The organism is Microbacterium sp. ZW T5_56, from assembly GCF_044987425.1.
In the GTDB taxonomy this organism is placed as follows: Bacteria; Actinomycetota; Actinomycetes; order Actinomycetales; family Microbacteriaceae; genus Microbacterium.
In genome coordinates, this window is sequence record NZ_JBJDRI010000012.1 from 71,963 (window position 1) to 98,345 (window position 26,383).

Genomic DNA, 26,383 nt, shown 5'->3' on the forward strand with positions numbered 1-26,383 from the left:
TGGTGAGAGCCCGGGGCACGGGTGTGCGCAGGGGCGGGCGCGAGCCGGGCTCAGTCGGTGAGCTGCTCGTACTCGGAGTGGTCGGCGTCGTCGGGGGCGACGAAGCGGGCACGCGGGAGACGCGAGCGCATCACGACCGCGGCGGTGCGATTGTCATCCACGAGCACCGCGTGACGCCCCAGTTCGTCGGCCACCACGCCCGTGGTTCCGGAGCCCGCGAACATGTCCAGCACCATGTCGCCGGGGCGCGAGGACGCCTGCACGATGCGGCGCAGGATCCCCTCCGGCTTCTGCGTGGGGTAGCCGGTCTTCTCCTTGCCGGACGTCGGCACGATGGTGTGCCACCAGACGTCCGTGGGCAGCTTTCCGCGCGCCGCCTTCTCAGCTGTGACCAGGCCCGGAGCCATGTACGGCTCGCGATCCACGTCGTCGGAGTTGAACACGTACTTGTCGGGATTCTTCACGTACACGAGGATCGTCTCGTGCTTGGTGGGCCAGCGCTTGCGGGTCTTGCCGCCGTAGTCGTAGGCCCAGATGATCTCGTTCAGGAAGTTGTCACGCCCGAAGATGGCATCCAGCATCACCTTCGCGTAGTGCGCCTCGCGATAGTCAAGGTGCAGGTACAGCGTGCCGTCATCGGCGAGCAGCCTCCATGCCTCCCAGAGGCGCGGCTCCAGGAACTCCCAGTAGTCGTCGAAGCGATCGTCGAAGCTGTGCAGGGCACCGCGAATCCGCTCGTAGGCGCGGCCGTGGAAGCCACGACGGATCACCGCTTCGGTGATCTCGTCGCTCTCGGTGGCGCGCTCTCCCGGATCGAGCCCCAGGCTCTCGTCGGTCGCATCCTGCGGGATCGAGCGCGTGGTCTCGATGGCCTTCTCGCGCGTGCGGCCGGTGTTGAACGGCGGATCGAGGTAGACGAGCGTGAACGAAGCATCGGGGTACGGGCGCAGGACGTCGAGATTATCGCCCTCGAAGATGGTGACCGTCACGGGACGCGGTGCAGCCACGCGTCGGTGGCGAACTTGGTCTCGACGAGACGCTCGGCATCGGCGTATTCGTCGGGAGCGATCGTGCCGTCGACGGCACCCGTGAGCTGACGGAACGTGCCGATGAATGCTTGGATCACGTCATCGCGCGACAGGCCGGTCTGCGAGCGCAGCGGGTCGACGCGCTTCGCCGCAGACGTCGTTCCCTTGTCGGACAGCTTCTCCCGACCGATGCGCAGCACCTCGGTCATCATCTGACCGTCGATGTCGTAGCTCATCGTGGCGTGATGCAGCACGCCGCCGTTGGCGAGGCGCTTCTGCGCGGCACCGCCGATCTTTCCGGTGGGGCTCGCGATGTCGTTGAGCGGCTGATACGTGGCGTCGATCCCCAGCGAGCGCAGCGCCTGCAGCACCCAGTCGTCGAGATAGGCATAGGAGTCGGCGAACGTCATGCCCGCCACCATCTCAGCGGGAACGTAGAGCGAGTAGGTGATGATCTGGCCCGCGGCCATCATCATGGCCCCACCGCCCGAGATGCGTCGCACCACCGAGAAGCCGTGACGCGCGGCCCCCTCCGGATCCACCTCGTTGCGATACGACTGGAAGGAGCCGATCACCACGGCCGACTGATCCCACTCCCAGATCCGCAGGGTGGGATTGCGGCGCCCCTCCCCGACGCGCGTGGTGAGGACCTCGTCGAGCGCGAGGTTCATGTTCGGGGAGACGGCGGGATCGCGGACGATCTCCCACTCGAAGTCCTTCCACCCGGGTGCCGTCACGAGGGCACGGCGCACGGCGGTGCCGACCGACTCCGGCGTGAGCCCCAGCAGCTGCGCACCCTCCGGGAGGGCGGCGCGCACGGCGGCGGCGATGGTGGCGACGTCGGCGGTCTCGGGCAGCCCCTCGATCGCGGCGTTGATGTCGTCCAGAGCCGAATCGGGCTCGAGGAAGAAGTCACCCGCCAGGTGGAAATCGTTGATCCGTCCGTCGTCGACCGCGAAGTCGACGACGACGAGCTTCCCCCCGGGAACCTTGTACTCGCCGTGCATCCTCCCAGCCTAGTTCGCGCGGGGGCGACGGGGCATCTCGTGCCGGAGATGCCGCGGACGTCAGGGTCGGGGACGGGCGGGGTCTGGGTCCGACCGTGCGAGGAGAACCGCGCTCAGTCGCGAGGGAAGCGAGCGCTCAACCGAGGTGTGGGCTGGTTCAGTCGCGAGGGAAGCGAGCCTCGAGCCAGGCGAGCAGATCAGCACGGACCTTCTCCTGATCGACCTCATTGAAGATCTCGTGACGGTCGCCGGGATAGACGTAGACCGTCACGTCGGTGAGTTTCGAACGTGTCCGGTAGTCGTCGGCGAGCTTGTGCACGCTGCGCGGCCCGCCGACGGGATCCTCGGAGCCGACCATCAGCAGCACCGGCAGGTCCTTCGCCATCACACCGGCGCGTCCGCGGATGCGCAGCGTGTCGGGGATGCCGAACAGCTTCGGCAGCGGCGTCTCGGTGGTGAGCGGATCGTTGCGGAATTCTTCCCACACCTCCGGGAGCGAGCACAGCCACTCCAGTCCGTGCGCATCGGGGCCGTCCCAACGCCTGTTGAGGGGCTGGGCGTTGAGGCCGGTGAAGGTGCGCTGCGCGCTGCCGGAGAGAATCACCGCGTCGTAGCGTTCGGCGTGCTGGGCGATCAGCTCCTGCGACATCAGCGAGCCCCAGGAGTGCCCGAGGAGCACGAGCGGCAGCGTCGGGTTCTCGGCGCGGATCAGCTCGGTGAACTGCGCCAGCGCCGCGATCGTGGCGCGGAGTCCGCCCGGGCCGAGACGCCCGAGCTTGCTGACGTCACCGCCCCACTGCCTCATGCCGGTGCGACCGTGGCCGCGATGGTCGTCGGCGTACACGATCCATCCCTCACCCTGCAGGGCTGCGATCAGGAGCGCGTAGCGACCGGCGTGCTCGCCGACGCCGTGCGCCAACTGCACCACCCCGCGCGCTTCGCCGATGGCGTCGTAGCGGTCATAGACGATCGCGATGCCGTGCGCGTCGGTGTATTCGGGCATGCCGCGAGTCTAGGGGGCACGGGCATCGTTGCCACAACATCCCCCGTGAGACTTCCGCGTGTGGGCGACAATCGGCGCAACGCGGCGATTCTCGCCCACAGAGGGAAGTCTCGCGGGTCATGGGGAAACGGGAGGGGAGGGGGATTTACTTAGCAGGAGTAATTAGCTATGCTAAGTAAATACATGACTGGCGTGAATGACAATCCCCTGACCAATCCCACCGACGGCGCATCGTTGCGCATGGCGACGTTCCGGCTCGCGCGGCGACTGCGCACGCATCGGGCGATCGATTCCATGTCGGATGCGCAGTTCGCCGTCCTGGGGGTGCTGCACAAGCACGGGCCGTCCACGCTCGGCCAGCTCGCCACTCACGAGCGGGTGTCGGCACCCTCCATGAATCGCACCGTCAACAGCCTGGAAGAGGCCGGCTACGTAGTGCGCTCCGCGGACACCGCCGACGGCCGGAAGGTGATCATCACCATCACCGATCCGGGCACCACGGTGGTCGAGGCCACCATCGCCAAGCGCGACAACTGGCTGAACCAGGCCCTGGACGAACTCGACGATGAGGAGCACGCCATCCTCGTCAGAGCCGCGGAGATCATGCGGAAGGTGGCCGACCGATGAGCAGTGGCGCGACCTTCCGCTCTCTGCGGGTCTTCAACTACCGCGTCTGGTTCATCGGCGCGCTGATCTCCAACGTCGGCGCCTGGATGCAGTCAACGGCACTGCAGTGGGTGGTGCTCACCCAGCTCACCGACAACGACGCGGGGGCGATGGGCATCACGATGGGCCTGCAGTTCGCCCCACCGCTGCTGCTCGTGAGCATCACGGGTCTCGTTGCCGACCGATTCGACCGGCGCAAGCTCCTCATGATCACGCAGTCCGTGATGCTGCTGCTCGGCGCCGTGATGGGCGTGCTGCTGCTGAACGATGTGATGACCCTCCCGATGATGTACGGCTTCGCGTTCTCGCTCGGTCTCGTGCAGGCCTTCGACAATCCCGCACGCCAGGCTTTCGTATCCGACATGGTCTCGCGCGAGAACGCCTCGAACGCGGTCGCTCTCAACGCCGCCTCCTTCAACATGGCCCGCATGCTCGGCCCCGCCGCTGCCGGAATCGTCGTGGTGGCGATCGGCACCGGCTGGGTGTTCTTCGCCAACTCCCTCACCTTCATCGCGATGCTCATCGCCCTCGCGATGATGCGCCCCGCCGAGCTGGCCCCGCGCGTCCGCCAGAAGGGGCCCGAGCGCCTGGCGGACGGCTTCCGCTACGTCATCCGCCGCCCCGACCTCCTGGTCACGTTCACGATGGTGTTCCTGCTGAGCGCGTTCGGCATGAACCTGCCGATCTTCACATCCACGATGGCGGTGGAGTTCGGCCGCGATGCCGACGGCTTCGGGATGCTGAGCTCGGTGGTGGCCATCGGCTCGCTCGCCGGGGCACTGCTCGCTGCCCGGCGGGACCGACCGCGCCTCAGCATCGCGATCGGCGGGCTGGCGATGTTCGCCGTCGCCTCGACGATCTCGGCCTTCATGCAGAGCTACTGGCTGTACGCCGTCCTGCTCGTGTTCGTCGGCTTCTCGACGGTGACCGTCATGACCACCGCCAACGGTCACGTGCAGACCACCACCGACCCGTCCCTGCGCGGACGCGTGATGGCCCTCTACCTCGCTGTGCTGATGGGCGGCACACCGATCGGCGCCCCGATCGTGGGCTGGGTCGCGCACGCCTACGGCCCGCGCTGGGCGATCATCCTGGGCGCCATCGCGGGCCTCCTCGCGTTCGCCGTGGGCGCGATCTGGGTGCTGCGCTCCGGTCGCATCCACCGCTCGTCGAGCAGACGCTTCGCTCTGACGCTAGATCGCACCGGGGTGATCCCGGTGATCCCCGAGGTGGAGCCGGAGGAGTTCAGCGACGAGGTCGCCTCCACCACCCCGATCCGCATCGTGCCGGAGGACAAGGACCGCCCGGGGCGCTGATTCGCGCCGCCACGGACCGGAGCCCCCGGCGGCGCGACGTCTCAGGCCACCCGCGTGATCCGCAGCGCGAGCGCCGGAGCCCCCGGCGGCGCGACGTCTCAGGCCACCCGCGTGATCCGCAGCGCAAGCGCCTCCCCGGCGGGCAGCTCCAGCGGAGCATCGTCGCGCGCGTAGGCGTCGTTGCGCTGCACCTCGGTCACCGTGAACACCCGCTCGGACGGCGAGACCGTCATGTTCCAGGTGTCGATGACGTCGACCCGGAAGCGATCACCCACCTCCAGCCGCTCACCGACATTGCCCTGCGGAAGACGGAACGTCCAGGCCCCGGGAGCATCCGGCAGGTACTGCAGGTACTGCCGCCGAGGGGCGCCCGCGACGTAGGCCGGATCGTCCCACTTGTCGATCGGATCGAGTCCCGCGATCTCCAGCTCATCGAGGATGCGGCGCAGGAACCCGGCGCGCGCGGCGCTCTGCCCCTGGAACTCGCCGCCCTCCACCATGTGCAGACCGCCGTCGGGCAGCACGAAGCTCTCGCCATGCGTCACATAGCAGCCGCTGACCGTGGTGATCCACATGCGTCGCACGAGCTCGCCGGCCGACAGGTCGCCCCAGCGGTCGCTGATGTCACCCTCGTACTTGATCTCATCGAGGACGATCGGCTTCTCGTACACGTCGCGATACAGCAGGGCGCGACCGAAGTCGATCGTCGCCGAGCCGTTCTGGATCGAGGCGTGCGTGACCCACGGCTGGTTGTTGTCGTAGAGGTCCATCCAGTTGTGGATCGAGCGCAGATGATCGTGCGGATCGATGGCGCGCAGGAGCTCCCCCATCCGCGTCCACCGCTCCCGCGGACGATCGGTGATGACGTCGAACTCGTTGCACAGCGACCACCAGACGTTCTCGAACGCGGAGAGCCGCGCCACGAGGTAACGCAGGTAGACGGCGTCCTCCTCCTCGCTCATCCGGTCCAGGCCGAAGAACCCCTGGTCGTATGCGTTGAAGATGAGCACATCCGCCTGGATTCCGGCATCGCCGAACGCGCGCACGAGTCGATCGAGCCGCTGGAAGAAGGCCGGGACCGGACGCGACGGATTCCACGATCCGTCCGCGCGCTTCTCGAACGGCATCACCTCGGGCGTGCGGCCGACCCGATCCCCCGCCTGCGGGAACACCATGAAGCGGAACTTGTTCATGCCCGCTTCCCGAGTGGCCCGCACGGTGGTGTCGATGCGCTCATCGCTCTGGTGCAGCAGGTTGTACGCCGTGGCACCCACCGGGCGAAACGGCGTGCCGTCCGCGTGCGCGAAGTGGAAGACCGACGCCACCCCCACCGGGCCACGACGCTCCCCCGCAGCGACATCGAGCGTGCCGGTGAGCGCGTTCAGCGCGGGATGCTCGCTGGTGGTCTCCCAGCTCCAGGTCCCCGCGACGGGAGCGGCGAAGCGCACACGGTACACGTCGTCGCCGTCCCAGAAGCCGGGGACCAGCACGGTCCGATCGCCGAGGCGAAGTGTCATGGTGATCGGCGTGCGGTCGGCGGGGATGGGCTCGCCCGGAGCGTGGAAGCTCCATTCGGTGCACTCGTGCACGGTGGTCATGCTGTCATCGTCCTTCGTCACGGGGGTGGGTTCTCAGTCGAGGGTGAGGATGCCGTTCACACGGCGCGGGATGCCGAGCGGATTCTCGTCGCGCAGCGCCGGTGGGAGCACGGCAGGCGGCGCGTCCTGGAACACGATCGGCCGCAGGAAACGACGCAGCGATGTGGCCCCGACGGAGGTGTGCAGCGACGTCGTCGCGGGCCAGGGACCGCCGTGGTGCTGCGACCAGGTCACCGCGACGCCGGTGGGCCACCCACCGAACAGCACGCGCCCGGCGCGCGTGGACAGCACTGACACCAGCTCACCGATCTCCTCGCCGGTGCCGGCATGCACGGTGGCGGTGAGGGATCCGGAGAGGCCGCCGAGCACCGTGTGCAGGTCCGCGGCATCCGCGTACTCGACGATGAGCGTTGCCGGTCCGAAGACTTCCTCGGCCAGCACGGGGTTCGCCGCGAACGCGGCGAGTGTCGTCACGGCGACGCCCGGCCCCGCGGCGCGGTCGCTGCCCCGCACCGCGGTGACGACGCGGACGTCGGCGACGGCGGCGAGGCGGTCCCAGCCGTCGCGATAAGCGGAAGCGATGCCGGGGGTGAGCATCTCCGCCTCGGCCGTTCCGGATGCCGCGGCAGCGACCTGCTCGGCGAAGCCGAGTCCGGCGGGGACGAAGATCAGCCCCGGATTGGTGCAGAACTGGCCGACACCCAGGGTGAACGATGCGGCCAGCCCCGCGGCGAGACCAGCGGCGTCCTGTGACAGCGCCGTAGCCGTGATCACGACCGGATTCACGCTGCCCAGTTCGCCGTAGAACGGGATGGGGTCGGGGCGACCGGCGGCCAGATCGAACAGCGCGCGTCCCCCGCCCACCGAGCCGGTGAAGGAGCCCGCCGCGATGCTCGGGTGCACGATCAGCTCGCGCCCCATCTCGCGACCGTGCACCAGCCCCACAACGCCCTCCGGAGCCCCCGCGGCGACCAGTGCGGCAGAGAGCACCTCGGCCGTCCGCTCCGACAGCAGCGGGTGTCCTGAGTGGGCCTTGACCACGACGGGGCACCCGGCCGCGAGCGCACTGGCGGTGTCGCCTCCGGCCACGGAGAACGCGAAGGGGAAGTTCGAGGCGGAGTAGTTCGCCACCACACCCACCGGGATCAGCATGCGCCGCAGCTCGGGTTGCGCGCGCTCGGGCACCGCGTGGTCGATGATCGCCTCACGCCACGACCCCTCGCGCACCACCTCCGCCAGCAGGCGCAGCTGACCGGTGGTGCGGGCGACCTCGCCCTGCAGCCGCGGGGTCGGGAGGCGGCTCTCCTCGTGCGCGATCGGCACCAGCTCGTCGCGCGCGTCGTCGAGGGCGTCTGCCGCGGCATCCAGCCAGCCCGCGCGATCGAGGTCGGCGGACTCCCGCAGCAGCGGGGCCGCCGCCGCAGCGCGCGCGATGATCGCGGCGGCTTCGTCAGGGGTGGTGGTGATGGTCATTGCTCTGCTCCGTTCGATGACAGCAGGGTTCGGATGCGGTGTGGTTCGAATGCAGGTGGTTCGGATGCAGGTGGTTCGGATGTCGGTGGTTCACGACGGCAGCGTGGTGTGAGACAGCGGCGGGATTCGCCAGTGAAATCCCAATCCGGGCCGATCATCCACCGTGACACGTTCCGCATCGCGACGCACGGGCCCCGGCCCGACGAGAGCTCCGAGGTCGCCGAGCCAGGCGTCCTCGACGTCCTCGATCCACACCTCGGTGTCCAGGGTCATCGCCACCTGGGTCGACAGGTCCGGCAGCAGGTGCGGAGCGAGGGTCACCCCGGCGGCAGCGCATTCGGCCGCGATCTCCCGGAACGGTGTGATGCCCCCGACACGCACCACGTTGGGTTGGAGCACATCCACACCCGCGTCGATCGCCTCGCGGAAGCGGTGCACGGTGTGCAGGTTCTCCCCCATCGCGATCGGCAGATCGGTGCGCCGGCGAAGCTCGCGATATCCCGCGATGTCGTCCGCGCGCAGCGGCTCCTCGACCCACGCGGGATCGAGCTCGCCGAGCACGTCCAGAGCGCGTTCAGCACGATCGAGGCTCCACCGCTGGTTGGCGTCGATCATGAGTCGGCGATCCGCGCCGAGCTCATCGCGGATCAGCCGCATGCGGCGCAGATCCTCCGTCGTGTCGGCATGTCCGACCTTCGCCTTCGCTGTCGGGTAGCCGGCGTCGGCCCAGCGCCGCGCCTGTGCCCGAAGCTCGTCATCCGTGTAGTGCAGATTCACGCCCGAACCGTACAGCGGCAGCGACTCGTGCCGGCGGCCGATCAATCCGGCAACGCCGGTGCCCTGACGACGCGCGGCGAGATCCCACAGGGCGAGGTCCAGCCCCGCCATCGCGATGGTGGTCACTCCACCGCCTCCTGCCTCATGCAGGTGCACCCAGAGCTCGGGCCACAGTTCCTGAGGATCGGTGCCGCGACCGAGCGCGAACGAGCGGATGTCATCGCGCAGCAGCGCCGCGACCGCGGAGACGCCGATGGTGGGCGTCCAGGAGAAGCCCGTACCGGTGGCACCGTCCGTATCGACGACCTCCACCAGCACCAGGTGCATGTCCGGCGCCGTGGGCACCCACGGACGCGGCATCCGGTACGACACCGGGCGCACGCGGATGTCGGCGATGCTGCTCACGCTATGCCCACGAGATCGTGTCCCGCCGCCAGGATGCGCTCCAGCTCGGCCAGGTGCTCCGGCGACGGGTCCACCAGGGGCGCGCGCACTCCGCCCACCTCGGCACCCTGCAGACGCAGGCCCGCCTTGATCAGCGAGACGGCGTAGCCGGGGGTGGTGTCGCGGAGGTGGACGAGCGGGTGGTAGAAACCGCGCAGCAGGCGCTCGACGCTCGCCGTATCCGCCGCGCGGTACGCACGGTAGAAGGCCGTCGCCACGTGCGGAGCCATCGCGAACGCCGCCGAGGAGTAGAGCGGAACGCCGGCCGCGTGATACGCCGACTGACTCGCCTCCGCGGTGAGCAGCCCGTTGAAGAACTGGACGCCCGGGCGCACCTCGCTGGCGCGCAGCACGATCTCATGAACGCGCGCGACGTCGCCGATGCCGTCCTTGAACCCCACGACGTTCTCGTGTTCGGCCAGGAGCCGTGCCACGGTATCGGCGCTGTACGCAGCCGTACCGCGGTGGTAGATGATCACCGGCAGCGCGGAGGCGGCCGCCACCGCGGAGACGTAGCGGTACAGCCCCTCCTGCGTGGCGCCGACGAGGTACGGCGGCAGCAGCAGCACACCGTCGACACCGCTGGCCTCCAGCTCGCGCACGGCGGCGACAGCGCCGCCGACGGGCCCGCCCACACCGGGCAGCACCGGGACCGCGCCGCTGACGGTCTGCACGGTGGCACGAGCGACCGCGATGGCTTCGGCCGGTGCCAGCGCGTGGAACTCCCCGGTGCCGCAGGCGGGGAAGACGCCGCCGGGACCGTGTTCGAGCGACGACTCGATCAGAGCGGTCGTGCGATCGAGGTCGACCTCACCGTCCGCTCCGAAGGCGGTGACCGGGAAGTACAGGGGTCCATCCGCGAATGCGATGCTCTGCTGGCTCATGCCGTGGTCCTCTCTTTCTGTCCCGCAGCGCCGGGGAGGCGCGAGACGTCCTGCTCCGTGTGATCGCCGAACCGTCGATCGGCGGAACTGCCCGCGGCGTCGATGTCCGCGGTGGTCTGGGGGTCGAGTTCGGTGCGCCAGGTGCGCTGTGCGCGCCAACCGAGTTCATCGGCGGCGCGAGCGCTGTCAAAGGCGGGAAGCGTGCCGGTGAGGGGTGCGCAGATCGCCTTGTCGTAGCCTCGCGTGACCGGCAGCAGGTCGGCAAGCGGTCGTGTGGCGAGGGCGTCCGGTGCCCCCACGAAGTAGCACTGGCCGTTCGGGACATCGGCGGTGAGCCAGGTGTCGATGAATGCTGCCGCATCCCGAGCATCGAGATAGTTGAACAGCGCCACAGCGGACAGGCGCGGATCCCTCAGGCGATCCACGATGGTGTGGCCCTGCTGGGTGGGCGCACCCGCCCACTCTTCGGGGGCGATCACGTAACAGGGACGGAAGGCGCCGAACAGTCGGTCGGGGTGGGAGCGCGCGAACATGCGGACGGTCTCCTCTACTACGACCTTGGAGAGCGCGTACGCGTTGTCGGGCATGACCGGCGTCCCCTCGCTGAGCGGAAGAAGCTCCGGGCTCCAGTCAGCACGCGGATAGCCGAGCACGGTGGGCGACGATGCCGCCAGCACGCGAGCGACGCCGAAGTCCACGGCCGCCTCCATCAGCTGAAACGCCATCGAAGTGTTCACGGCGAAGATCTCGTGTTCGGGACGGGAGAACGGCACGGCGATGGCCGCAAGATGCACAATCGCCTCGGGCCGCTCCTCGGCGACGAGGGCACGCAGGGCATCGCGCTGCTGCAGGTCGACGGCGCGGAAGCGGGGCTCATCGTCGGTGGTCGCCTCCGGGGCGGTCTCGGCGCCGGCCCGATCGACGCTGACCACCGCGTGTCCGCGCTCGTGCAGCACCTGCACGACGGTGCGGCCGAGTCGGCCCCGCCCTCCGGTGACCATGACGCGCATTCGAGCTCCTTCGCTGCGACCCTGTCGCTGACCGTCGACTCGATGAGCCAAGAAACCGGTTTCTCACACCATAGCGCTCTCCACCCGCCACGCCAACCCGCGGTGACGATCGGGCTAAGCTTGCGCCCTGACGGGCATGCACACGGGGTCATCGCCCCGGGGAGGAGCCGCGATGGCCGCGCAGTCCGCACAGGCCGTGACCATCGGCGACGTCGCCACCGCCGCGGGGGTGTCCCGAGCCACGGTGTCCCGCGTGCTCAACGGCCTGGCCACGGTGGATCGCGATATCGCGGCACGCGTGGAGCGGACGATCGCCGAGCTCGGCTACCGACCCAGCGTCACCGCCCGCAACCTCTCGCTCGGCCGCACGAACACCGTCGGTGTGGTGGTCCCCGACCTCGGCAACCCGATGTTCCAGGCGATCCTGTCCGGTGTCACCCGCGCTGCCGGCCGAGACGGCAAGCGGGTCCTCGTGGCAGATACCGGCGAGCAGGCCGACGCCGAGCGCGAGGTGGCGCTGGAGATGCGGCGCGCCACTGACGCCCTCGTCCTCTGCGCACCGCGTATGCCCGACGCCGAGCTGAACGAGGTGCTGGCGCAGTCGTCGCCCGTGGTGGTGGTCAACCGTGCCGTCGCCGGCGTCGCGGTACCGCAGATCGCGCTCGACTACGCGGACGCCACCACCCAGGTGATCGATCGGCTCGCCGCGCTCGGACACCGTCGCGTGCTGTACCTCGGCGGACCGATCGCGAGCGCATCCAACCGGCTGCGTGTGCGCGCCATCGCGGAAGCGGCGACACGTCATCCCGAGCTCAGCATCGAGCAGCTGACGGTGGGCCCATCGCTGAGTGACGGCACCGATGCCGTGGGACCGACCCTCGCCTCCGGTGCCAGCGCGGTGATGGCGTACAACGATCTGGTCGCCATCGGACTCATCTCGGGACTGCGCGAACGCGGGGTGGACGTACCGGGGCGTATCTCGGTGGCCGGCATGGACGACATCCCGTTCGCGCGTTTCGCGCACCCGTCACTGACCTCCGTCGCCCTGCCGCAGGACCAGCTGGGTGAGCTCGCCTGGCAGGCGCTGCGGCCCGCTCTCGACCCGACGCAGCCGCCCTTCGACGCGACCGGCACCGTCTGGCTGCGCGGGCAGCTGCAGGAGCGCGACAGCACGGGCCCGTCGGCGCGCTGAGGCACCGCGGCCGTTCAGCCGGCGGCGTGCTCGGCGAGCTTGGCGAACATGTCCTCCAGGAGGAAGCGCGTGTCCACGCTCTCCACGACCAGCACGTCGCCGCCGACCGGATTGGGAGCGTAGGAGCCGTCGGCGGCGAAGCGCACGGGACTCTGACGCCGCAGCACCGCGCTCCACGGCTCGAGCATCATCCCGATGGCGGGCGAGTCTCCGAGCGAACGCGACTCGATGGCGACGCGGTGATGCGCGGCGTTGAAGTCATGCACCTGCTGGGTGAGGTACTCCCCCAGCGCGCCGTGCGGCTCCACGCGCGCCTGCAGCTCCGCGTAGCTCACGTTGACGAGCCGGTAGATGTTGGCAGGCACCTGACGGATCTCGATGCCGGAGTCGAACACCACATTCGCCGCGGCGATGTCGTTTCGGAGGTTGAACTCGGGCCAGGATCCGAACGAGACGAGATCGCCGTAGGGCGGGCCGCCGATCCAGATCAGCACCACATCACGCTGGGCGATGTCGGGAGCCAGCAGCAGGGCTGAGGCCAGGTCCGTCAGCGGTCCGAGGAACGCGAGATACAGCGGTCCGGCGTCACTGCGGCGCGCTTCGTCGATGATGAGTCGCGCCCCCGCGCTGTCCACGGGCGTCGTCTCATCCGGCAGGGCGTGCGGCGCACCGTCGAAGGCCGGGATGCTCACCGCGTCGCCGAGGAGCCGGCCCAGGTGTTCCAGCTCCGCCCGCGACTCCTGCTGCGAGATCGCGGTACGTCCCGTGCCGAAGTGCGCCGCGATCACTCCTCGCACATCGAGGGTCGGCGAAAGCAGGGCGTGCACCACGGCGAACTGGTCGTCCGCTTCGTTCGCCACATCGGAGTTGATGATGACGCGACGGGTGCGGTCATCGGTGATCTTCATGCGGTGCCTTTCGAGCGTCGTTCATTCGGTGCGCTGCGGCAGTCGTGCCCGTACGGCGACGACGGCCAGGGCGTAGGGACCGGCGATCACGGTGGCCAGCACGGGGGCGATCACCACGAGGGCGATGGCCGTCAGCGAGGCCAGCAGCAGCATTCCGCCTGCCCCTGGCGCGCGACCGAGCGCTGCGCCGGTGCGAGCCCACGCCGGCGCCGCCCGCTCTCCGGGATGCAGCATCGCCGCGAACAGGACGCCCGCCGTCAGTGCCGCCGCGGCGAGCAGTCCGACGATCGCCGCGGAGAGCGTGGTGCTCGAGGTGATCAGCGGCAGCAGCAGCAGATCGGCCGCCAGCAGCACGATCACGACCAGCGGCACCACCACGTGCGACAGCCAGCGCCGCAGACGCCCGAGGAACGCCACCCCGAAGGCCCGCGCCCGCACCGGTCCATCCGCCTGCCGCGCAGCCCCCAGCACGTCCACCCCCGCCGTGAGGGCCGCGAAGGCCGTCACGACGGGGAGGGACGCGAGGAAGATCAGCAGCCCGAGCAGCAGCACATCACTGAACTGGCGGAAGCCATCCGAGTACGGCGTCAGCACCCGCCGCCGCGTCATCGTGCGCGCCACCGGTCAGCCCTTCAGCCCGGAGGTGGCCATGCCGTCCACCAGATAGCGCTGGAAGATGGCGAAGAAGATCACCACGGGGAGAATCGCCAGCACGCTCATCGCGAACATCGGGCCGAACGCGGAGGCACTGGTCTGATCCACGAAGAGACGCAGACCGAGCTGCAGCGTGTAGGTGTCCGGGTTCTGTAAGTAGATGAGCTGCGGGAAGAAGTCATCCCAGCTCCAGATGAAGGAGAAGATCGTGGTGGTCACCAGCGATGGCCGCATGAGCGGGAGGATGATCGACCAGAAGGTGCGGAAGGGGCCGGCTCCATCGATCAGCGCCGCCTCATCCAGCTGACGCGGGATGCCGCGGATGAACTGCATCATCAGGAAGACGAAGAACGCCTCGGTGGCGAGGAACTTCGGCAGCACCAGCGGCAGGATCGTGCCGATCATGCCGAGCTGATTGAAGATGATGAACTGCGGGATCAGCACCACGTGCATCGGCAGCATGATCGTCATGATCATGAAGGCGAACAGAGCTCCGCGCGCACGGAACTTCAGACGCGCGAACGCGTAGGCCGCGAGCGCGCAGCTGAACACGTTGCCGATGACCGTGAGGGTGGAGATCGTCATCGAGTTGAGGAACAGCTGCCAGAGGCTGAGCGGCCCGACCCCCTGCAGCGCGGTGGCGTAGTTCTCGAAGGTCACCTGCCACGGGATGGGGCTGGGGTTGGCCAGGATCTCGGTGCCCGGCTTGAAGCTGGAGCCCAGCAGCCAGATCACCGGATACAGGAGAACCGCCAGGATCACCAGGCAGATCACGTGCCAGAGCACCGATCCCACCCGCGAACGGGTGGGGCGACGACGAGCGAGCTGCGGGGGAACCCCGATCGCCACGGCGGTGTCCGTACTGGTGGAATCGCCGAGCACAGCGGTCATGATTCGTCTCCCGAGTAGTGCACCCAACGCGTCGATGAGCGGAAGATGAGCAGGGTCACGGCACCGATCACGATCAGCAGGAACCACGCCATCGCCGAGGCGTAGCCCATGTCCATCGCGGTGAACGCGCGGTCGTAGAGGTAGAGCGTGAAGAACAGCGTCGAGTCGATCGGACCGCCCCGGCCACCGGAGACCACGTACGCCCCCGTGAACGCCTGGAACGCGCCGATCATCTCCAGCACCAGGTTGAAGAACAGCACGGGTGAGAGCATCGGCCAGGTCACCGACCAGAACGTGCGCCAGCGCCCCGCCCCGTCCACCGATGCCGCATCGTAGAGTTCCCCCGGAACCTGCTTGAGGCCGGCGAGGAAGATGACCATGGGAGCGCCGAACTGCCAGACCGCCAGCGTGACCAGCACGTAGAGCGACATCGACGGGTTGGAGATCCAGCCGCCGAGGTTCACCCCGACACCGGAGAGCATCTCATCCACGGCGCCCTCGCGGGAGAACAGCGCGCGCCACACCAGGGCGACGGCCACCGAACCTCCGAGCAAAGACGGCAGATAGAACGCGGAGCGGTAGAAGCCCTGCCCGCGTCGCGGGCGGTTGAGCAGCAGCGCGATGCACAGGGCCAGCGCCAGCTTGATCGGCACGGCCACCAGCACGTAGTTCAGGGTGACGCCCACCGAACGCCAGAAGCGCGGATCCTCGAAGAACATCCGCTCGTAGTTGGCGAACCCGATGAAGGTGGGAGCACCGAACATGTCGTAGTTCGTGAAGGAGAGCACCAGCGATGCCACCATCGGCCCCACGGTCAGCAGCGCTGCCCCCATGATCCACGGGGACAGGAACACCCAGGCCGCGTTCTGGTATCCCCTCGCGGGGCGTCGCGTCGGCGCTCCCGTTCCGCGACCGGCGGCCGGAGCACGCCGTCTCGCCACAGCTGTTGCGCTCATCGCGCCTCCTTAGAGTCGTGCGGCCGGGCTCGCGCCCGGCCGCACGCGGTCACTTGATGGTCGCTTCGAACTTCGAGAAGAGGTCTGCGGCGGCGTCCTTGATGGACATCTGGCCGAAGATGACGTTCTCGTAGGCCAGCGTGAAGTCGGCCGGGATGGTGGCAGCCCCCGGAGGCGCCAGCGGGTCGGGGTCCACGAAGCGCTCGGAGTACTCCTGAACGAAATCGCCGACCTCCTTGTCGGCGCCGGTGAGATCCGCCGTGATGGCCTCGTAGTTCTTCGCGTTCAGCGGGATACCGCGGGTCAGGCGCAGGATGTCCGCCGCATCGGGGTCGTTGATGAGGAAGTTGAGGAACTGGGCGGTCTGCTCCGGGTGCTTGGACTTCGAGGAGATGGCGGCGACGTTGGTGCCCGCCATGCTGAGCGCGAGGTTGTCGGTGTCGCTCGGCAGCGGGGCCAGTGCCACGTTCTCCGCGCCGAGGGTGTCGGCGTACGCTCCGGTGAGGGATGCGGCGGCGAACTCGCCGGCCGAGACGCCACGCGCCAGACCCGAGTTCTGCATGCTCTGATCGATCGTGGACGTGGTCTCCGCGTCCGTGGTCGCGCCCGCATCGCGCAGGTCCTGCATCAGCGTGAACCACCTCTCCAGGTCCGCCTGGGTGAAGCCGAGCTTGCCGTCCTCCGTCCAGCCGGAGCCGCCGTTCTGGTTGACCCAGGTGGCGAACCAGGCGATGTAACCGCCCGGGTCGCTGATCGCGGCGACCTTCCCGTCGGTGTTTGCGCGGATCTTCTTTCCCGCCTCCAGCAGGTCCTCCCAGGTGAAGCTGCCGGACGGCAGCGTGGCGCCGGCAGCCTTCCACACCGTGGGGTTGTACACGAAGGCGTTGGTGGCGGTGCCGAGCGTGAAGCCGTAGGTGGTGCCGTCCACCACGCCGATCTTCTGCGTGGCCTCGCTGATGTCATCAACCGCGATCACCGAGCCGATGTAGGGCGCAAGATCGAGAGCCGCTCCCTTCGACGCGTACTCCTTGACCGTCTCCATCGGCATCAGGAAGAGGTCAGGGGCGCTTCCCGACGCGATCTGCGTGGCGAGCTTGGGGATGTACGCGTCGATCGTGGAGAACGAGGTCTGCACGGTGATGTTGGGGTTGCGCTCCTCGAACAGGTCGATCGCCTTCTCGGTCAGTGCGGCGCGCTCGTCGTTGCCCCACCACTGGAAGGAGATCGTGACCTTTTCGTCACCCGATCCACCCGCCTCGCCGGACGCGTCGTCGGCCGGTGCCGCGTTCGATGCGCATGCGGTGAGAGCCACCGCGAGACCGGCCGCAGCCGCGCCCGCCGTCCATCGACGCCAGGCGGCGCCGGTACCCGTTGCTGTCATTGCTACTCCTCGTCGAGTGGAATCGGTAACCGGTTTCTCTGTCGAGCCAGAGTTGTTCATCGTCCTGAGTCAGGAGCGTGAGAAACCGGTTTCTGGGGTACTGTAGCAGGCAATCGCGGTGAGACCAACACCCCGCGATGCCCCTCGAAGGAGAGACGTGTCGACGCATTCACCCCGGAGTCGCCCGGTGCCGCCCTATCGGAACCCGATCGTCGCGCGAGATGTGCCCGACCCCGACGTCATCGCGCTGACGGACGGCGGGTACGCGATGGTGGCGTCCAGTTTCGATCGCACACCGGGACTTCCGCTGTGGTTCTCGGAGGACCTCGTGAGCTGGCGGAGCGTCGGACACGCCGGCGGCGCACGCCCCGACGCCGCCGACGACGGTGGCGTGTGGGCACCCGCCATCCGCGAACACGACGGGCTGCTCCACGTGGTGTGGGGGGACCCGGATCGCGGCATCCTCGCGGTGAGCGCACCACGGCTCAGCGGACCCTGGTCTCCGCCACGCACGATCATCGCGGGACGCGGGCTCATCGATCCGTGTCCGTTCTGGGATGAGGACGGCCGCGCCTATCTGGTCCACGCCTACGCTCGCTCCCGCGCCGGCTTCAACAACCGCCTCGACGTCGTCGAGGTCGATCCCACGCTGAACCACGCCACCGGGGTGCCGCGGATTCTCATCGACGGCGATCGCGTACCCGGCTGCAGCGTCTTGGAGGGTCCGAAAGTCTCCCGTCGCGGCGGCGAGGTCTGGGTGTTCGCTCCGGCCGGCGGGGTGGCCGAGGGCTGGCAGTATGCCTTTCGCGCATCGTCCATCCTGGCCTCCGACTGGGAGCACCGCATCGTGCTCGAGCAGGGGGAATCCCCGGTGAACGGACCCCACCAAGGGGCCTGGGTGCGTGGACATGACGGGCACGAGTGGTTCCTGCATTTCCAAGCGACGCCCGTACACGGTCGAATCCTGCACCTGCAGCCACTGCGCTGGGGCGAGGACGGCTGGCCGCTGATCGGCCGAGCGGTAGACGGCGGTCCGGCCGAGCCGGTGACCGCACACGGGGACGCGCGCGATGTGGCACCGGATATCCCTTCGTCGGCTCCAGGGCCGGACTGGTTCGGTCGTGGCGCGCTCCCCTCCGCGCTGATCGCCGACGCGAGCGCTGCCGGCTTCGTGATCCATCCGCACCCGGCCGCGACCCTGGGGCTCGCCGTGGACGCGCGCTGGCGGCGAACATCACTGGGCGTGCGCTCCGGCAACGCCGAGATCGCGGTGGGCGACGATCCGGGTGCCACGCTCGTCGTGGAACCCGGTGAGGCATCGGGAACGGCGCGAATCCGCCTCGGTGAGCACACCGCCACTGCCGCCTATCCCGTCGCCGTCGCGATCGTCTGGGGTCTGACGGATGCCACATTCCACCTCGATGGCGCTCCCTTCGGCACTGCCGTCGCGCTCACTCCGCGCCGCTGGACCGGTGCCGAGCTGACCTTCGCCGCGCGTGGTTCAGAGCCCGCGGTGTTCAGCCCGCTGGAGACCGAACTGCGATGAAGACTCACGACCGCACCCGTACGCTCGCCCTGTCAGGGCCCGCCGTGTTCAGCCCGCTGGAGGCCGAACTGTGATGGCGAGCCTCGACCTCTACCCCACGCTCCCGCCGTCCGCCCGTGACCGCGCGGTGAAGCAGCAGCGTGTGCTGGATATCCTCGACGGCACCGGAACCGGTGCCGTCTGGCTCACTTCTCCGGCGGCACTGAGCTGGTACTTGGATGGCTCACGCGTGCAGGTGGGCCCCCTCGGCGATCCCGTGCTGGCCGTTCGCATCAGCCCTGACGGGGATCGCGTTCGGGTGTTCACGAATGAGGCCGACCGCCTCATCGCAGAAGAGCTCCCGGCCGGCCTCGACGTCGAGCATGTGCCCTGGCATGGCACCCTGGTCGATGCCGCACCCGATGACGCCGACGAGCGTGCGCTGGCTGCCGAGCTGCGTGCCGCGCGCGGAGTGCTCCTTCCCGCGGAGACCGAGCGCTACGCCCGCCTCAGCACTGACGCCGCCACCGCCATGACCGCTGCACTCGCCGCCGCCGATCCCGCCGAGTCCGAGCGGGCGATCGCCGCACGCCTCGCCGCAGAACTGTGGCAGCGGGGCATCGAACCTGTCGTGCTCCTGGTGGCAGGCGAGGGACGACTCCCCCACCGTCACCCTCTTCCCACCGCCGCGCCCGTGGGGTCGCGGGCGATGGCCGTCGTGTGCGGACGACGACACGGGCTGATCGCCAACCTGACCCGCTGGGTGCGGTTTCGCCCTGCCACCGCCGCCGAGCGCGACGCGAACACACGCATCCGCGATGTCGAGGCCGCCTTCTTCACCGCGTCCGTGCCCGGTCGATCCTTCGGGGAGATCCTGGCGACGGGAGCCACCGCGTATGAGCGCGCCGGCTTCGCGGCCGACGAGTGGCAGCGGCACCATCAAGGGGGTGCCGCAGGCTACAACGGACGCGATCCCCGTGCGACCCCCGGGCTCGACGAACTCCTGCAGGACGGTCAGGCCTTCACGTGGAACCCGAGTGCACCCGGCGCGAAGATCGAGGACACCGTCCTGATCTCGGCCGGACGCGTGCGCGTGCTGACCCTGGATCCTTCGTGGCCCACGTCGCGGCACGAAGGGCTGGAACGCCCCGACGAACTGGAGCTGTGACCGCTACCCGGTCGCGAGCGGAAGAGATTGACCATCCCGGTCACGAGCGGAGGAGATTGACCATCCCGGTCACGAGCGGAGGAGATTGACGCCAAACGAGGACGGAATTGGCCAGAACGCCCCGCGTTGGGCGAAATCTCCTCCGCTCAGGATGCCTCGCTGAGGCGGATCGCGGCGGTGGCCATGTGCGCCGCCATCGCAGATGCCGCGGCATCCGAGTCTCGTCGGCGCACCGCGGTGAGGATGTCCTCGTGCTCGCGAATGGCCACCTCGGCGTGGGCCGGGTCGCGCACCGCCCGATCGGCGTACACCTGCAGCAGCGAGCGCACCACGTGCAACAGATCGGTGACGGTGTCGTTGTCCGCGGTCTGCGCGAGCTGGTGATGAAAGTCGAGGTCGGCGCGGGCGAACGCCGCGAGGTCATCACGCGCGTCCTGCATCCGGGCGATGTCGGCGTCGAGACGGGTGACCGCGTCGTCGTCGGCACGCTGGGCGGCCAGGCGGGCGACGTAGATCTCCAGCCCTTCACGCAGCTCCAGCAGCTGCCGAGTGTTGCGCTCGCCGATCAGCAGACCCCAGCGCAGAGTCTGCGGCAGCAGTTCGCTGGCCTCGCCGCGCAGGTAGGTGCCCGAGCCCGGACGCACGTCGACGATGCCCAGGATCTCCAGCGCGGCGAGCGCTTCTCGCACCGCGGATCGGCCCACCTCCAGCGTCGCCGCCAGCTGGCGCTCGGGCGGAAGCCGCGTGCCGGGAGAGATCTCGCCAGACGTGAACAGATCCAGCAGGCGCCGCGCCACTTCGGAGACCGGCGTGCCCGAGGGCAGCGCGCTCAGAGCGGCGGCAATCGAGTCGGTGGAGTTGTCCGAGTAGGCGGGCATGCGTAAAACCTACCCCGCTGCCGCCTTGCAATTGGTCAACCGGTTTGCCAAACTTGTGCCCGACATCACGAATGGAGTCGACGTGGACACTGCATCGAGCGGAGCCGTGCATCGCCGCACGTCCCGAGCAACGACTCGCCCGAGGACGGCGATGCGATGACCCGGTTATGGAACGAGCCGGCGGATTTCACCGACGAGATGATCGACGGGTTCGTTGCGGCCAACGAGCGCTACGTTCAGCGCGTGTCCGGCGGCGTGATCCGCAGCACGGTGATCCCCGACGGCCAGGTGGCGCTCGTGGTCGGCGGCGGATCCGGTCACTATCCCGCGTTCGGCGGGCTGGTGGGTCCGGGACTCGCGCACGGCGCCGCGATGGGCAACCTCTTCGCTTCCCCGTCCACGCAGCAGGTGCACGCGGTGGCGCGACAGGCCGAGTCCGGTGCTGGCGTGCTGCTGAGCTACGGCAACTACGCCGGAGACGTGCTGAACTTCGATGCTGCCCAGGAGCGTCTGCGCGCCGAGGGAATCGCCTGCGAGAGCGTCGTCGTCACCGATGACATCTCATCGGCCTCCCCCGCCGAACGGCACCGCCGCCGCGGCATCGCGGGCGATCTGACCGTGTTCCGAATCGCGGGCGCAGCCGCGGCGTCGGGCGCGGACCTTGCGGACGTGGCACGCGTGGCCCGCCACGCCAACGACCGGACGCGCTCCTTCGGCGTAGCGTTCTCCGGATGCACCCTTCCGGGCGCACCGGAGCCGCTGTTCACGGTTCCCGCCGGACGGATGGCGGTGGGCCTCGGCATCCACGGCGAACCCGGCATCGATGAAACCGACATCCCCACCGCCGACGAGCTGGCCGAGCTGCTCGTCTCCCGCCTGCTCCGGGAGGTCCCCGACGACGTGGAGATCGTGGGCGCTCGGGTCGTGCCGATCCTGAACGGGCTCGGATCGCTGAAGTACGAGGAGATGTTCGTCGTCTACCGCCGCGTGGCGCAGCTGCTGACGGACGCCGGCGTCGAGATCATCGACCCGCACGTGGGCGAGTACTGCACGAGCTTTGACATGGCGGGCACCTCGCTCACCCTGTTCTGGCTGGACGACGAGCTGGCAGCACTCTGGGACGCGCCCGTCGACGCCCCCGCGTACCGTCGCGGCGCGGTGGCCGCCCAGCAGCGCGCAGCCGCCTCGACCGTCGAGGAGGCCGCCGCGGAGGTGCCGGAAGCCGATGACGCCTCGCGCGCCGTGGCCGACCTGGTGGTCCGCGCGGTGGCAAGCATCGTCGCCACCGTCGACGAGCACGTCGGCGAACTGGGCCGCATCGACGCCATCGCCGGGGACGGCGACCACGGCATCGGCATGCAGCGCGGCTCACATGCCGCACTGGCGGCGGCGCAGGCCGCGCAGCGCGCCGGCGCGGGAGCCGGGACCACCCTGCTCCGCGCCGCCGACGCCTGGTCGGATCGTGCCGGCGGCACCTCCGGCGCGCTGTGGGGCGTCATTCTCACCGCCGTTTCGCGCGCCCTCACCGACTCCGGAACGCCGCGAGCGGCCGCCGTGGCCGCGGGAGTCGCAGCCGGATCGCGCGGGGTGACCGACTACGGCAAGGCGCAGATCGGCGACAAGACGATGGTCGACGCGCTGGTGCCGTTCGCCGCCGAACTCGCCGCGGCCGTCGACACGGGTGCCTCGCTCGGCACAGCGTGGCCCCGCGCCGCCAGCGTCGCCACCGCCGCCGCTGCGGCGACGGCCGACCTGCTGCCGAGAATGGGCCGCGCGCGTCCGCACGCCGAGCGCTCACTCGGCACCCCCGACCCGGGCGCGCACTCGCTCGCCCTCATCGTGACAGCGATCGGCACTCTGCTGACCGATCGCGAGGAGGACTGACATGACCGAGCCCCTGCGCATCGTGATCGGCTGCGACGACGCCGGCTTCGATTACAAGGAGATCCTGAAGAAGGATCTGGAGAGCAGCGCGCTGGTCTCCCAGCTCGTGGACGTGGGCGTGGACGCCGACGGTCACACGCCGTATCCGAAGGTGGCCATCGCCGCAGCCGAACTGGTCGCCCGTGGCGATGCCGATCGTGCCCTGCTCATCTGCGGCACGGGCCTCGGCGTCGCGATCGCCGCCAACAAGGTGACCGGCATCCGCGCGGTCACCGCGCACGACTCGTTCTCCGTCGAGCGCAGTGTCCTCTCCAACGACGCTCAGGTGCTCACGATGGGACAGCGCGTCATCGGCATCGAACTGGCACGCCGCCTCGTGCGCGAGTGGCTGACATATCGGTTCGACCCCACGTCGGCGTCGGCGGAGAAGGTCGCGGTCATCGGCGAGTACGAGAGCACCGGATCCTGCTGATGCCGATGACCGTGGGCGTCAGCCTGAAGATGTACTTCGGGCATGCGCAGGCCGAGGCGTGGTTCACCGACGTCGCCGCGCGACTGCGCGAGCACCCGGCGCTTCGCGCGGGCCTCGTCGACGTCTTCGTCATCCCGACCTACCTGCAGGTGCTTCCCGCCGTCCGCGCGTTCGCCGGAACCGACGTTCGCATCGGAGCCCAGGACGTGGCCGAGGCCGAGACGGGCGCCTTCACCGGCGAGGTGTCAGCGGCGGAGCTCGCGGAGGTGGGGGTGTCCGTCGCCGAGATCGGCCATGCGGAACGGCGACGCCTGTTCGCTGAGGACGACGCCTCCTCGGCACGCAAGTGCGCTGCCGCGCTCCGCCACGACATCAGCCCGGTGCTGTGCCTTGGCGAGACGGAGCGCTTGTCGCCGACGGATGCTGCCGCCGCGGCCGCCGCGCAGCTGCACGCCGCGCTGCGCGACGCGCCCGCGGGTCCCGTGATCCTGGCGTACGAGCCGGTGTGGGCGATCGGCGCTGCGGAGCCCGCTCCCACCGACCACATCCGCGTGGTGACCCGCGCGCTGCGCGAGCTGCTGGCGGCGGACCCGGATCGAGCGGGATCGGCCGTGATCTACGGCGGATCGGCCGGTCCGGGGCTGCTGACGGAGCTGAACGGCGACGCCGATGGCCTCTTCCTCGGGCGCTTCGCCCACGACCCTGCTGCCTTCCTCGCGGTGATCGATGAAGCCTTCGCTCTCGCGACGGGAGCCGACGCGTGATCGGGCTCGGCACCTATGCCTACTTCTGGCAGCACTCGACGGAAGTCCCCGAGCCGCTCAGCCTCATCGGCGCGCTGGCGGACACTCGGGAGCAGGGCGTCGAGCTATTCCAGATCTGTGACTACGCGCCGCTGCTGACCATGTCCGCCCGCGAACTCGCCGATGCCGCCGCTGCGGCCCGCGACCTCGGAGTGACGATCGAGCTGGGCACGAAGGGAGTCGGCACCGGGCTGCTCACGAGCTTCCTCCGCCTCGCCGAGGTCTTCGATGCCCGCCTCGTGCGCAGCATGCTGTACGGGCCCGACAGCAGGCCCACGCTGGCGCAGGCGGAGGAGTCGCTGCGCGCGGTGATCGGCGACTACGAGAACGCGGGCGTCGAGCTGGCGCTGGAGACCTACGAGCAGGTGAGCACCGCCGATCTCGTCGGGCTGGTATCCCGCGTCGACAGCGGAAATCTCGGCATCTGCCTGGACCCCGCCAACGTCGTGGCGCGACTCGAGAACCCCCGTGACTGCGTGGAGCTGGCCGCCCCGTTCGTCCGCAACGTGCACGTGAAGGACTTCGCCTTCGCCCGCATGCCGGGCTGGGTGGGCTTCACCTACGGCGGCGCCCCGATGGGCATCGGCCTCCACGACTACGACCACCTGCTGCGCACCGTGCGTCCGCGCGAGCGCGGCGCGAACGAGATCGTCGAGCACTGGCTGAGCTGGCAGGGCGATCCCGAGACCACCATCCGAACCGAGCGGGAGTGGACCCGCATCACACTCGAACACCTGAGGAGCACATCATGACCGAGAGCTACCGGATCGCCGTCGTCGGCGCGGGCGGCAAGATGGGCATGCGCGTGTCCAACAACCTGGTCCGCACCGACCATGCCGTCAGCTACGTGGAGACCTCTCCCGCGGGGCGCGAGCGCACCCTGGCCGCGGGCCGCGAGCTCACCGAGCTGGCCGACGCCGTCACCGACGCCGAGATCGTCGTGCTGGCGGTTCCGGACCTCGCCCTCGGCGCCGTGACTGCCGAGGTCGTCCCGCAGCTGCAGCCCGGCGCGATCGTGCTCACGCTGGACCCGGCCGCCGCCTACGCGGGCCTGCTGGCCACGCGTGAGGACGTCATCCAGGCCGTCGCGCACCCCTGCCACCCCTCGGTGTTCCTGGAGCGCACCACGAAGGAGGAGTGGGCTGACACGTTCGGCGGCATCGCGGCGCCCCAGGACGCCATCGCCGCCGTCGAGTCGGATGATCCCGCCAAGAAGGCGATCGTCGAGGCGACCGTGCGCGCGATCTATGCCCCTGTCATCGACGTGCACTGGGTCACCGTCAAGCAGCTGGCTCAGCTGGAGCCCACGCTGGTGGAGACGGTCGCCTGCATGATCGGCTCACTGCTGAACGAGGCGCTTCAGGAGGCCATCCACACGATGGGTGTTCCGGAGGCCGCCGCGCGCAGCATCCTGTACGGCCACACCCAGGTGGCGCTCGCGAACGGCCTGCGCGGCGACAACCCGTTCTCCGACGCATGCCTGATCGCGATGGACTACGGTCGCGAGTCGATCATCAAGGAGGACTGGAAGAAGATCTTCCGCGATGACGAGCTGGACCGTAACCTCGCACGCATGCTGCACCTCGACGAGATCGTCCGCTGACATGACGAATACGGGGAACGGGCGCCTCGCCGGCAAGACCGCACTCATCACCGGGGCGGGGGCGGGCATCGGACGGGCGGTCGCAGAACGCTTCGCGCATGAGGGAGCGCGTGTCATCATCGCGGACCGCGATGCTGCTGCCGCGCAGTCCGCTGCCGACGCCATCGGCGACGCGGCTCGCGCGGTCGTCTGCGACGTGTCCGACGAGGCGACCGTCGCCGCCGCGTTCGACCAGGTGGCAGCCGACGGCTGGGCACCGAACGTCGTGGTCGCCAACGCCGGCGTGCAGCTGTTCGGCCAGGACGCGAAGGCGGCGGTGCTCGACCTGGACGTCTGGCGCCGCACGATCGACATCAACCTCACCGGCACGTTCCTCACCGTGAAGCACGCGGTGCGCACGATGCTGGAGCACGACGGCGGATCGATCATCCTCACCGGCAGCCCCACGGGCCTGAACGGCGAAGGGGCCGACTTCACCGCGTACAGCGCGTCGAAGGCCGGCATTCATGGCCTCGGGCGCACGGTGGCGGCCGCATATGCTCGTGACGGCATACGCGTCAACACCGTAGTTCCCGCCTACACCGAGACGGGCCTGGTGACCACCATCACCACCGATCCCGAGGCACGCGCCGCCATCATCGGTCGCATTCCGATGGGGCGCGCCGGAGCGCCCGATGACGTGTCCGGTGTGATGGTGTTCCTCGCCAGCGACGACTCCGCGTTCGCCACCGGCGCCCTGTTCGCCGTCGACGGCGGCATGACCACCCTCTAACGCCCCGAGAAACCCAAGCAAGTCCGAGAAACCCTGCAACGCGGGGTTTCTCGGACTTGCTTGGGTGTCTCGCGAGGGAGCGAGAGAGAG

The 26,383-nt window shown here is 69.3% G+C and carries 25 protein-coding genes; 11 read left to right on the top strand and 14 right to left on the bottom strand.

Annotation, left to right across the window (positions count from 1 at the left end):
- Positions 1–50: 50 nt before the first annotated feature.
- From ACI3KU_RS07820 to ACI3KU_RS07830, 3 genes are all read right to left on the bottom strand, one after another.
- Positions 51–1,007 (bottom strand): DNA-methyltransferase, encoded by a 957-nt coding sequence (locus ACI3KU_RS07820; RefSeq protein WP_404921746.1) that lies wholly within the window; start codon positions 1,005–1,007, stop codon positions 51–53.
- Positions 986–2,035, bottom strand: a complete 1,050-nt coding sequence (locus ACI3KU_RS07825; RefSeq protein WP_404921747.1) for a lipoyl protein ligase domain-containing protein — start codon at positions 2,033–2,035, stop codon at positions 986–988. Before ACI3KU_RS07825 ends, ACI3KU_RS07820 begins: the two co-directional genes overlap by 22 nt.
- Before the next feature lie 157 nt (positions 2,036–2,192).
- A complete protein-coding gene (locus tag ACI3KU_RS07830; protein WP_404921748.1) occupies positions 2,193–3,038 on the bottom strand; it encodes an alpha/beta fold hydrolase in 846 nt (281 codons plus the stop codon).
- 183 nt (positions 3,039–3,221) lie between these two features.
- Here ACI3KU_RS07830 and ACI3KU_RS07835 point away from each other — a divergent pair, with 183 nt between their 5' ends.
- Together ACI3KU_RS07835 and ACI3KU_RS07840 are read left to right on the top strand one after the other, a co-directional pair.
- Positions 3,222–3,665: a MarR family winged helix-turn-helix transcriptional regulator gene (locus tag ACI3KU_RS07835; protein ID WP_404921749.1), complete on the top strand. Its 444-nt coding sequence runs from the start codon at positions 3,222–3,224 to the stop codon at positions 3,663–3,665.
- Positions 3,662–5,020: an MFS transporter gene (locus tag ACI3KU_RS07840; protein WP_404921750.1), complete on the top strand. Its 1,359-nt coding sequence runs from the start codon at positions 3,662–3,664 to the stop codon at positions 5,018–5,020. The genes ACI3KU_RS07835 and ACI3KU_RS07840 overlap by 4 nt, the downstream gene beginning before the upstream one ends.
- Positions 5,021–5,118: 98 nt before the next feature.
- On the opposite strand, the gene ACI3KU_RS07845 is transcribed toward ACI3KU_RS07840, so the two are convergent.
- From ACI3KU_RS07845 to ACI3KU_RS07865, 5 genes are all read right to left on the bottom strand, one after another.
- Positions 5,119–6,618 (bottom strand): DUF4038 domain-containing protein, encoded by a 1,500-nt coding sequence (locus ACI3KU_RS07845; protein ID WP_404921751.1) that lies wholly within the window; start codon positions 6,616–6,618, stop codon positions 5,119–5,121.
- 33 nt (positions 6,619–6,651) lie between these two features.
- Positions 6,652–8,085, bottom strand: coding sequence for an aldehyde dehydrogenase (NADP(+)) (locus ACI3KU_RS07850; RefSeq protein ID WP_404921772.1), 1,434 nt, complete (start codon positions 8,083–8,085; stop codon positions 6,652–6,654).
- 96 nt (positions 8,086–8,181) lie between these two features.
- The gene (locus ACI3KU_RS07855) at positions 8,182–9,273 is read right to left on the bottom strand and encodes a mandelate racemase/muconate lactonizing enzyme family protein (protein ID WP_404921752.1); all 1,092 of its coding nucleotides are present in this window, start codon (positions 9,271–9,273) and stop codon (positions 8,182–8,184) included.
- Positions 9,270–10,196, bottom strand: coding sequence for a 5-dehydro-4-deoxyglucarate dehydratase (locus ACI3KU_RS07860; RefSeq protein ID WP_404921753.1), 927 nt, complete (start codon positions 10,194–10,196; stop codon positions 9,270–9,272). The genes ACI3KU_RS07855 and ACI3KU_RS07860 overlap by 4 nt, the downstream gene beginning before the upstream one ends.
- Positions 10,193–11,206 carry an NAD-dependent epimerase/dehydratase family protein gene (locus ACI3KU_RS07865; RefSeq protein ID WP_404921754.1) on the bottom strand — a complete coding sequence of 338 codons (1,014 nt, stop codon included), beginning with the start codon at positions 11,204–11,206 and terminating at the stop codon, positions 10,193–10,195. Before ACI3KU_RS07865 ends, ACI3KU_RS07860 begins: the two co-directional genes overlap by 4 nt.
- Positions 11,207–11,378: 172 nt before the next feature.
- Here ACI3KU_RS07865 and ACI3KU_RS07870 point away from each other — a divergent pair, with 172 nt between their 5' ends.
- Positions 11,379–12,398, top strand: coding sequence for a LacI family DNA-binding transcriptional regulator (locus ACI3KU_RS07870; RefSeq protein WP_404921755.1), 1,020 nt, complete (start codon positions 11,379–11,381; stop codon positions 12,396–12,398).
- 14 nt (positions 12,399–12,412) lie between these two features.
- On the opposite strand, the gene ACI3KU_RS07875 is transcribed toward ACI3KU_RS07870, so the two are convergent.
- The 5 genes from ACI3KU_RS07875 to ACI3KU_RS07895 are packed head-to-tail and all read right to left on the bottom strand — an operon-like array spanning position 12,413 to position 17,188.
- Positions 12,413–13,306, bottom strand: coding sequence for a nucleoside hydrolase (locus ACI3KU_RS07875; RefSeq protein ID WP_404921756.1), 894 nt, complete (start codon positions 13,304–13,306; stop codon positions 12,413–12,415).
- Between the two features lie 21 nt (positions 13,307–13,327).
- A complete protein-coding gene (locus ACI3KU_RS07880) occupies positions 13,328–13,927 on the bottom strand; it encodes a hypothetical protein (protein ID WP_404921757.1) in 600 nt (199 codons plus the stop codon).
- 3 nt (positions 13,928–13,930) lie between these two features.
- Complete coding sequence (locus ACI3KU_RS07885) at positions 13,931–14,851, bottom strand: carbohydrate ABC transporter permease (protein WP_404921758.1); 921 nt, start codon at positions 14,849–14,851, stop codon at positions 13,931–13,933.
- Positions 14,848–15,807, bottom strand: coding sequence for a carbohydrate ABC transporter permease (locus ACI3KU_RS07890; RefSeq protein ID WP_404921759.1), 960 nt, complete (start codon positions 15,805–15,807; stop codon positions 14,848–14,850). The genes ACI3KU_RS07885 and ACI3KU_RS07890 overlap by 4 nt, the downstream gene beginning before the upstream one ends.
- Positions 15,808–15,856: 49 nt before the next feature.
- The gene (locus tag ACI3KU_RS07895) at positions 15,857–17,188 is read right to left on the bottom strand and encodes an ABC transporter substrate-binding protein (protein ID WP_404921760.1); all 1,332 of its coding nucleotides are present in this window, start codon (positions 17,186–17,188) and stop codon (positions 15,857–15,859) included.
- 157 nt (positions 17,189–17,345) lie between these two features.
- On the opposite strand from ACI3KU_RS07895, the gene ACI3KU_RS07900 reads away from it, so the two are divergent.
- Together ACI3KU_RS07900 and ACI3KU_RS07905 are read left to right on the top strand one after the other, a co-directional pair.
- Positions 17,346–18,734: a family 43 glycosylhydrolase gene (locus ACI3KU_RS07900; protein WP_404921761.1), complete on the top strand. Its 1,389-nt coding sequence runs from the start codon at positions 17,346–17,348 to the stop codon at positions 18,732–18,734.
- A 73-nt stretch (positions 18,735–18,807) separates the two neighbouring features.
- Positions 18,808–19,881 carry a M24 family metallopeptidase gene (locus ACI3KU_RS07905; protein ID WP_404921762.1) on the top strand — a complete coding sequence of 358 codons (1,074 nt, stop codon included), beginning with the start codon at positions 18,808–18,810 and terminating at the stop codon, positions 19,879–19,881.
- Between the two features lie 146 nt (positions 19,882–20,027).
- Here ACI3KU_RS07905 and ACI3KU_RS07910 read toward each other — a convergent pair whose 3' ends face one another.
- Positions 20,028–20,759, bottom strand: coding sequence for a FadR/GntR family transcriptional regulator (locus ACI3KU_RS07910; protein ID WP_404921763.1), 732 nt, complete (start codon positions 20,757–20,759; stop codon positions 20,028–20,030).
- 156 nt (positions 20,760–20,915) lie between these two features.
- Here ACI3KU_RS07910 and ACI3KU_RS07915 point away from each other — a divergent pair, with 156 nt between their 5' ends.
- Genes ACI3KU_RS07915 through ACI3KU_RS07940 form a run of 6 tightly spaced genes read left to right on the top strand, consistent with a single transcriptional unit; the run spans position 20,916 to position 26,293 of the window.
- A complete protein-coding gene (locus tag ACI3KU_RS07915) occupies positions 20,916–22,643 on the top strand; it encodes a dihydroxyacetone kinase family protein (RefSeq protein WP_404921764.1) in 1,728 nt (575 codons plus the stop codon).
- 1 nt (position 22,644) lies between these two features.
- Complete coding sequence (locus ACI3KU_RS07920; RefSeq protein WP_404921765.1) at positions 22,645–23,115, top strand: ribose-5-phosphate isomerase; 471 nt, start codon at positions 22,645–22,647, stop codon at positions 23,113–23,115.
- Positions 23,115–23,879 (top strand): triose-phosphate isomerase family protein, encoded by a 765-nt coding sequence (locus tag ACI3KU_RS07925; protein WP_404921766.1) that lies wholly within the window; start codon positions 23,115–23,117, stop codon positions 23,877–23,879. Before ACI3KU_RS07920 ends, ACI3KU_RS07925 begins: the two co-directional genes overlap by 1 nt.
- Positions 23,876–24,670 (top strand): TIM barrel protein, encoded by a 795-nt coding sequence (locus tag ACI3KU_RS07930; RefSeq protein ID WP_404921767.1) that lies wholly within the window; start codon positions 23,876–23,878, stop codon positions 24,668–24,670. Before ACI3KU_RS07925 ends, ACI3KU_RS07930 begins: the two co-directional genes overlap by 4 nt.
- Complete coding sequence (locus tag ACI3KU_RS07935; protein ID WP_404921768.1) at positions 24,667–25,521, top strand: phosphogluconate dehydrogenase C-terminal domain-containing protein; 855 nt, start codon at positions 24,667–24,669, stop codon at positions 25,519–25,521. The genes ACI3KU_RS07930 and ACI3KU_RS07935 overlap by 4 nt, the downstream gene beginning before the upstream one ends.
- A 1-nt stretch (position 25,522) precedes the next feature.
- The gene (locus tag ACI3KU_RS07940) at positions 25,523–26,293 is read left to right on the top strand and encodes an SDR family NAD(P)-dependent oxidoreductase (RefSeq protein ID WP_404921769.1); all 771 of its coding nucleotides are present in this window, start codon (positions 25,523–25,525) and stop codon (positions 26,291–26,293) included.
- The last annotated feature ends 90 nt before the right edge of the window (positions 26,294–26,383 follow it).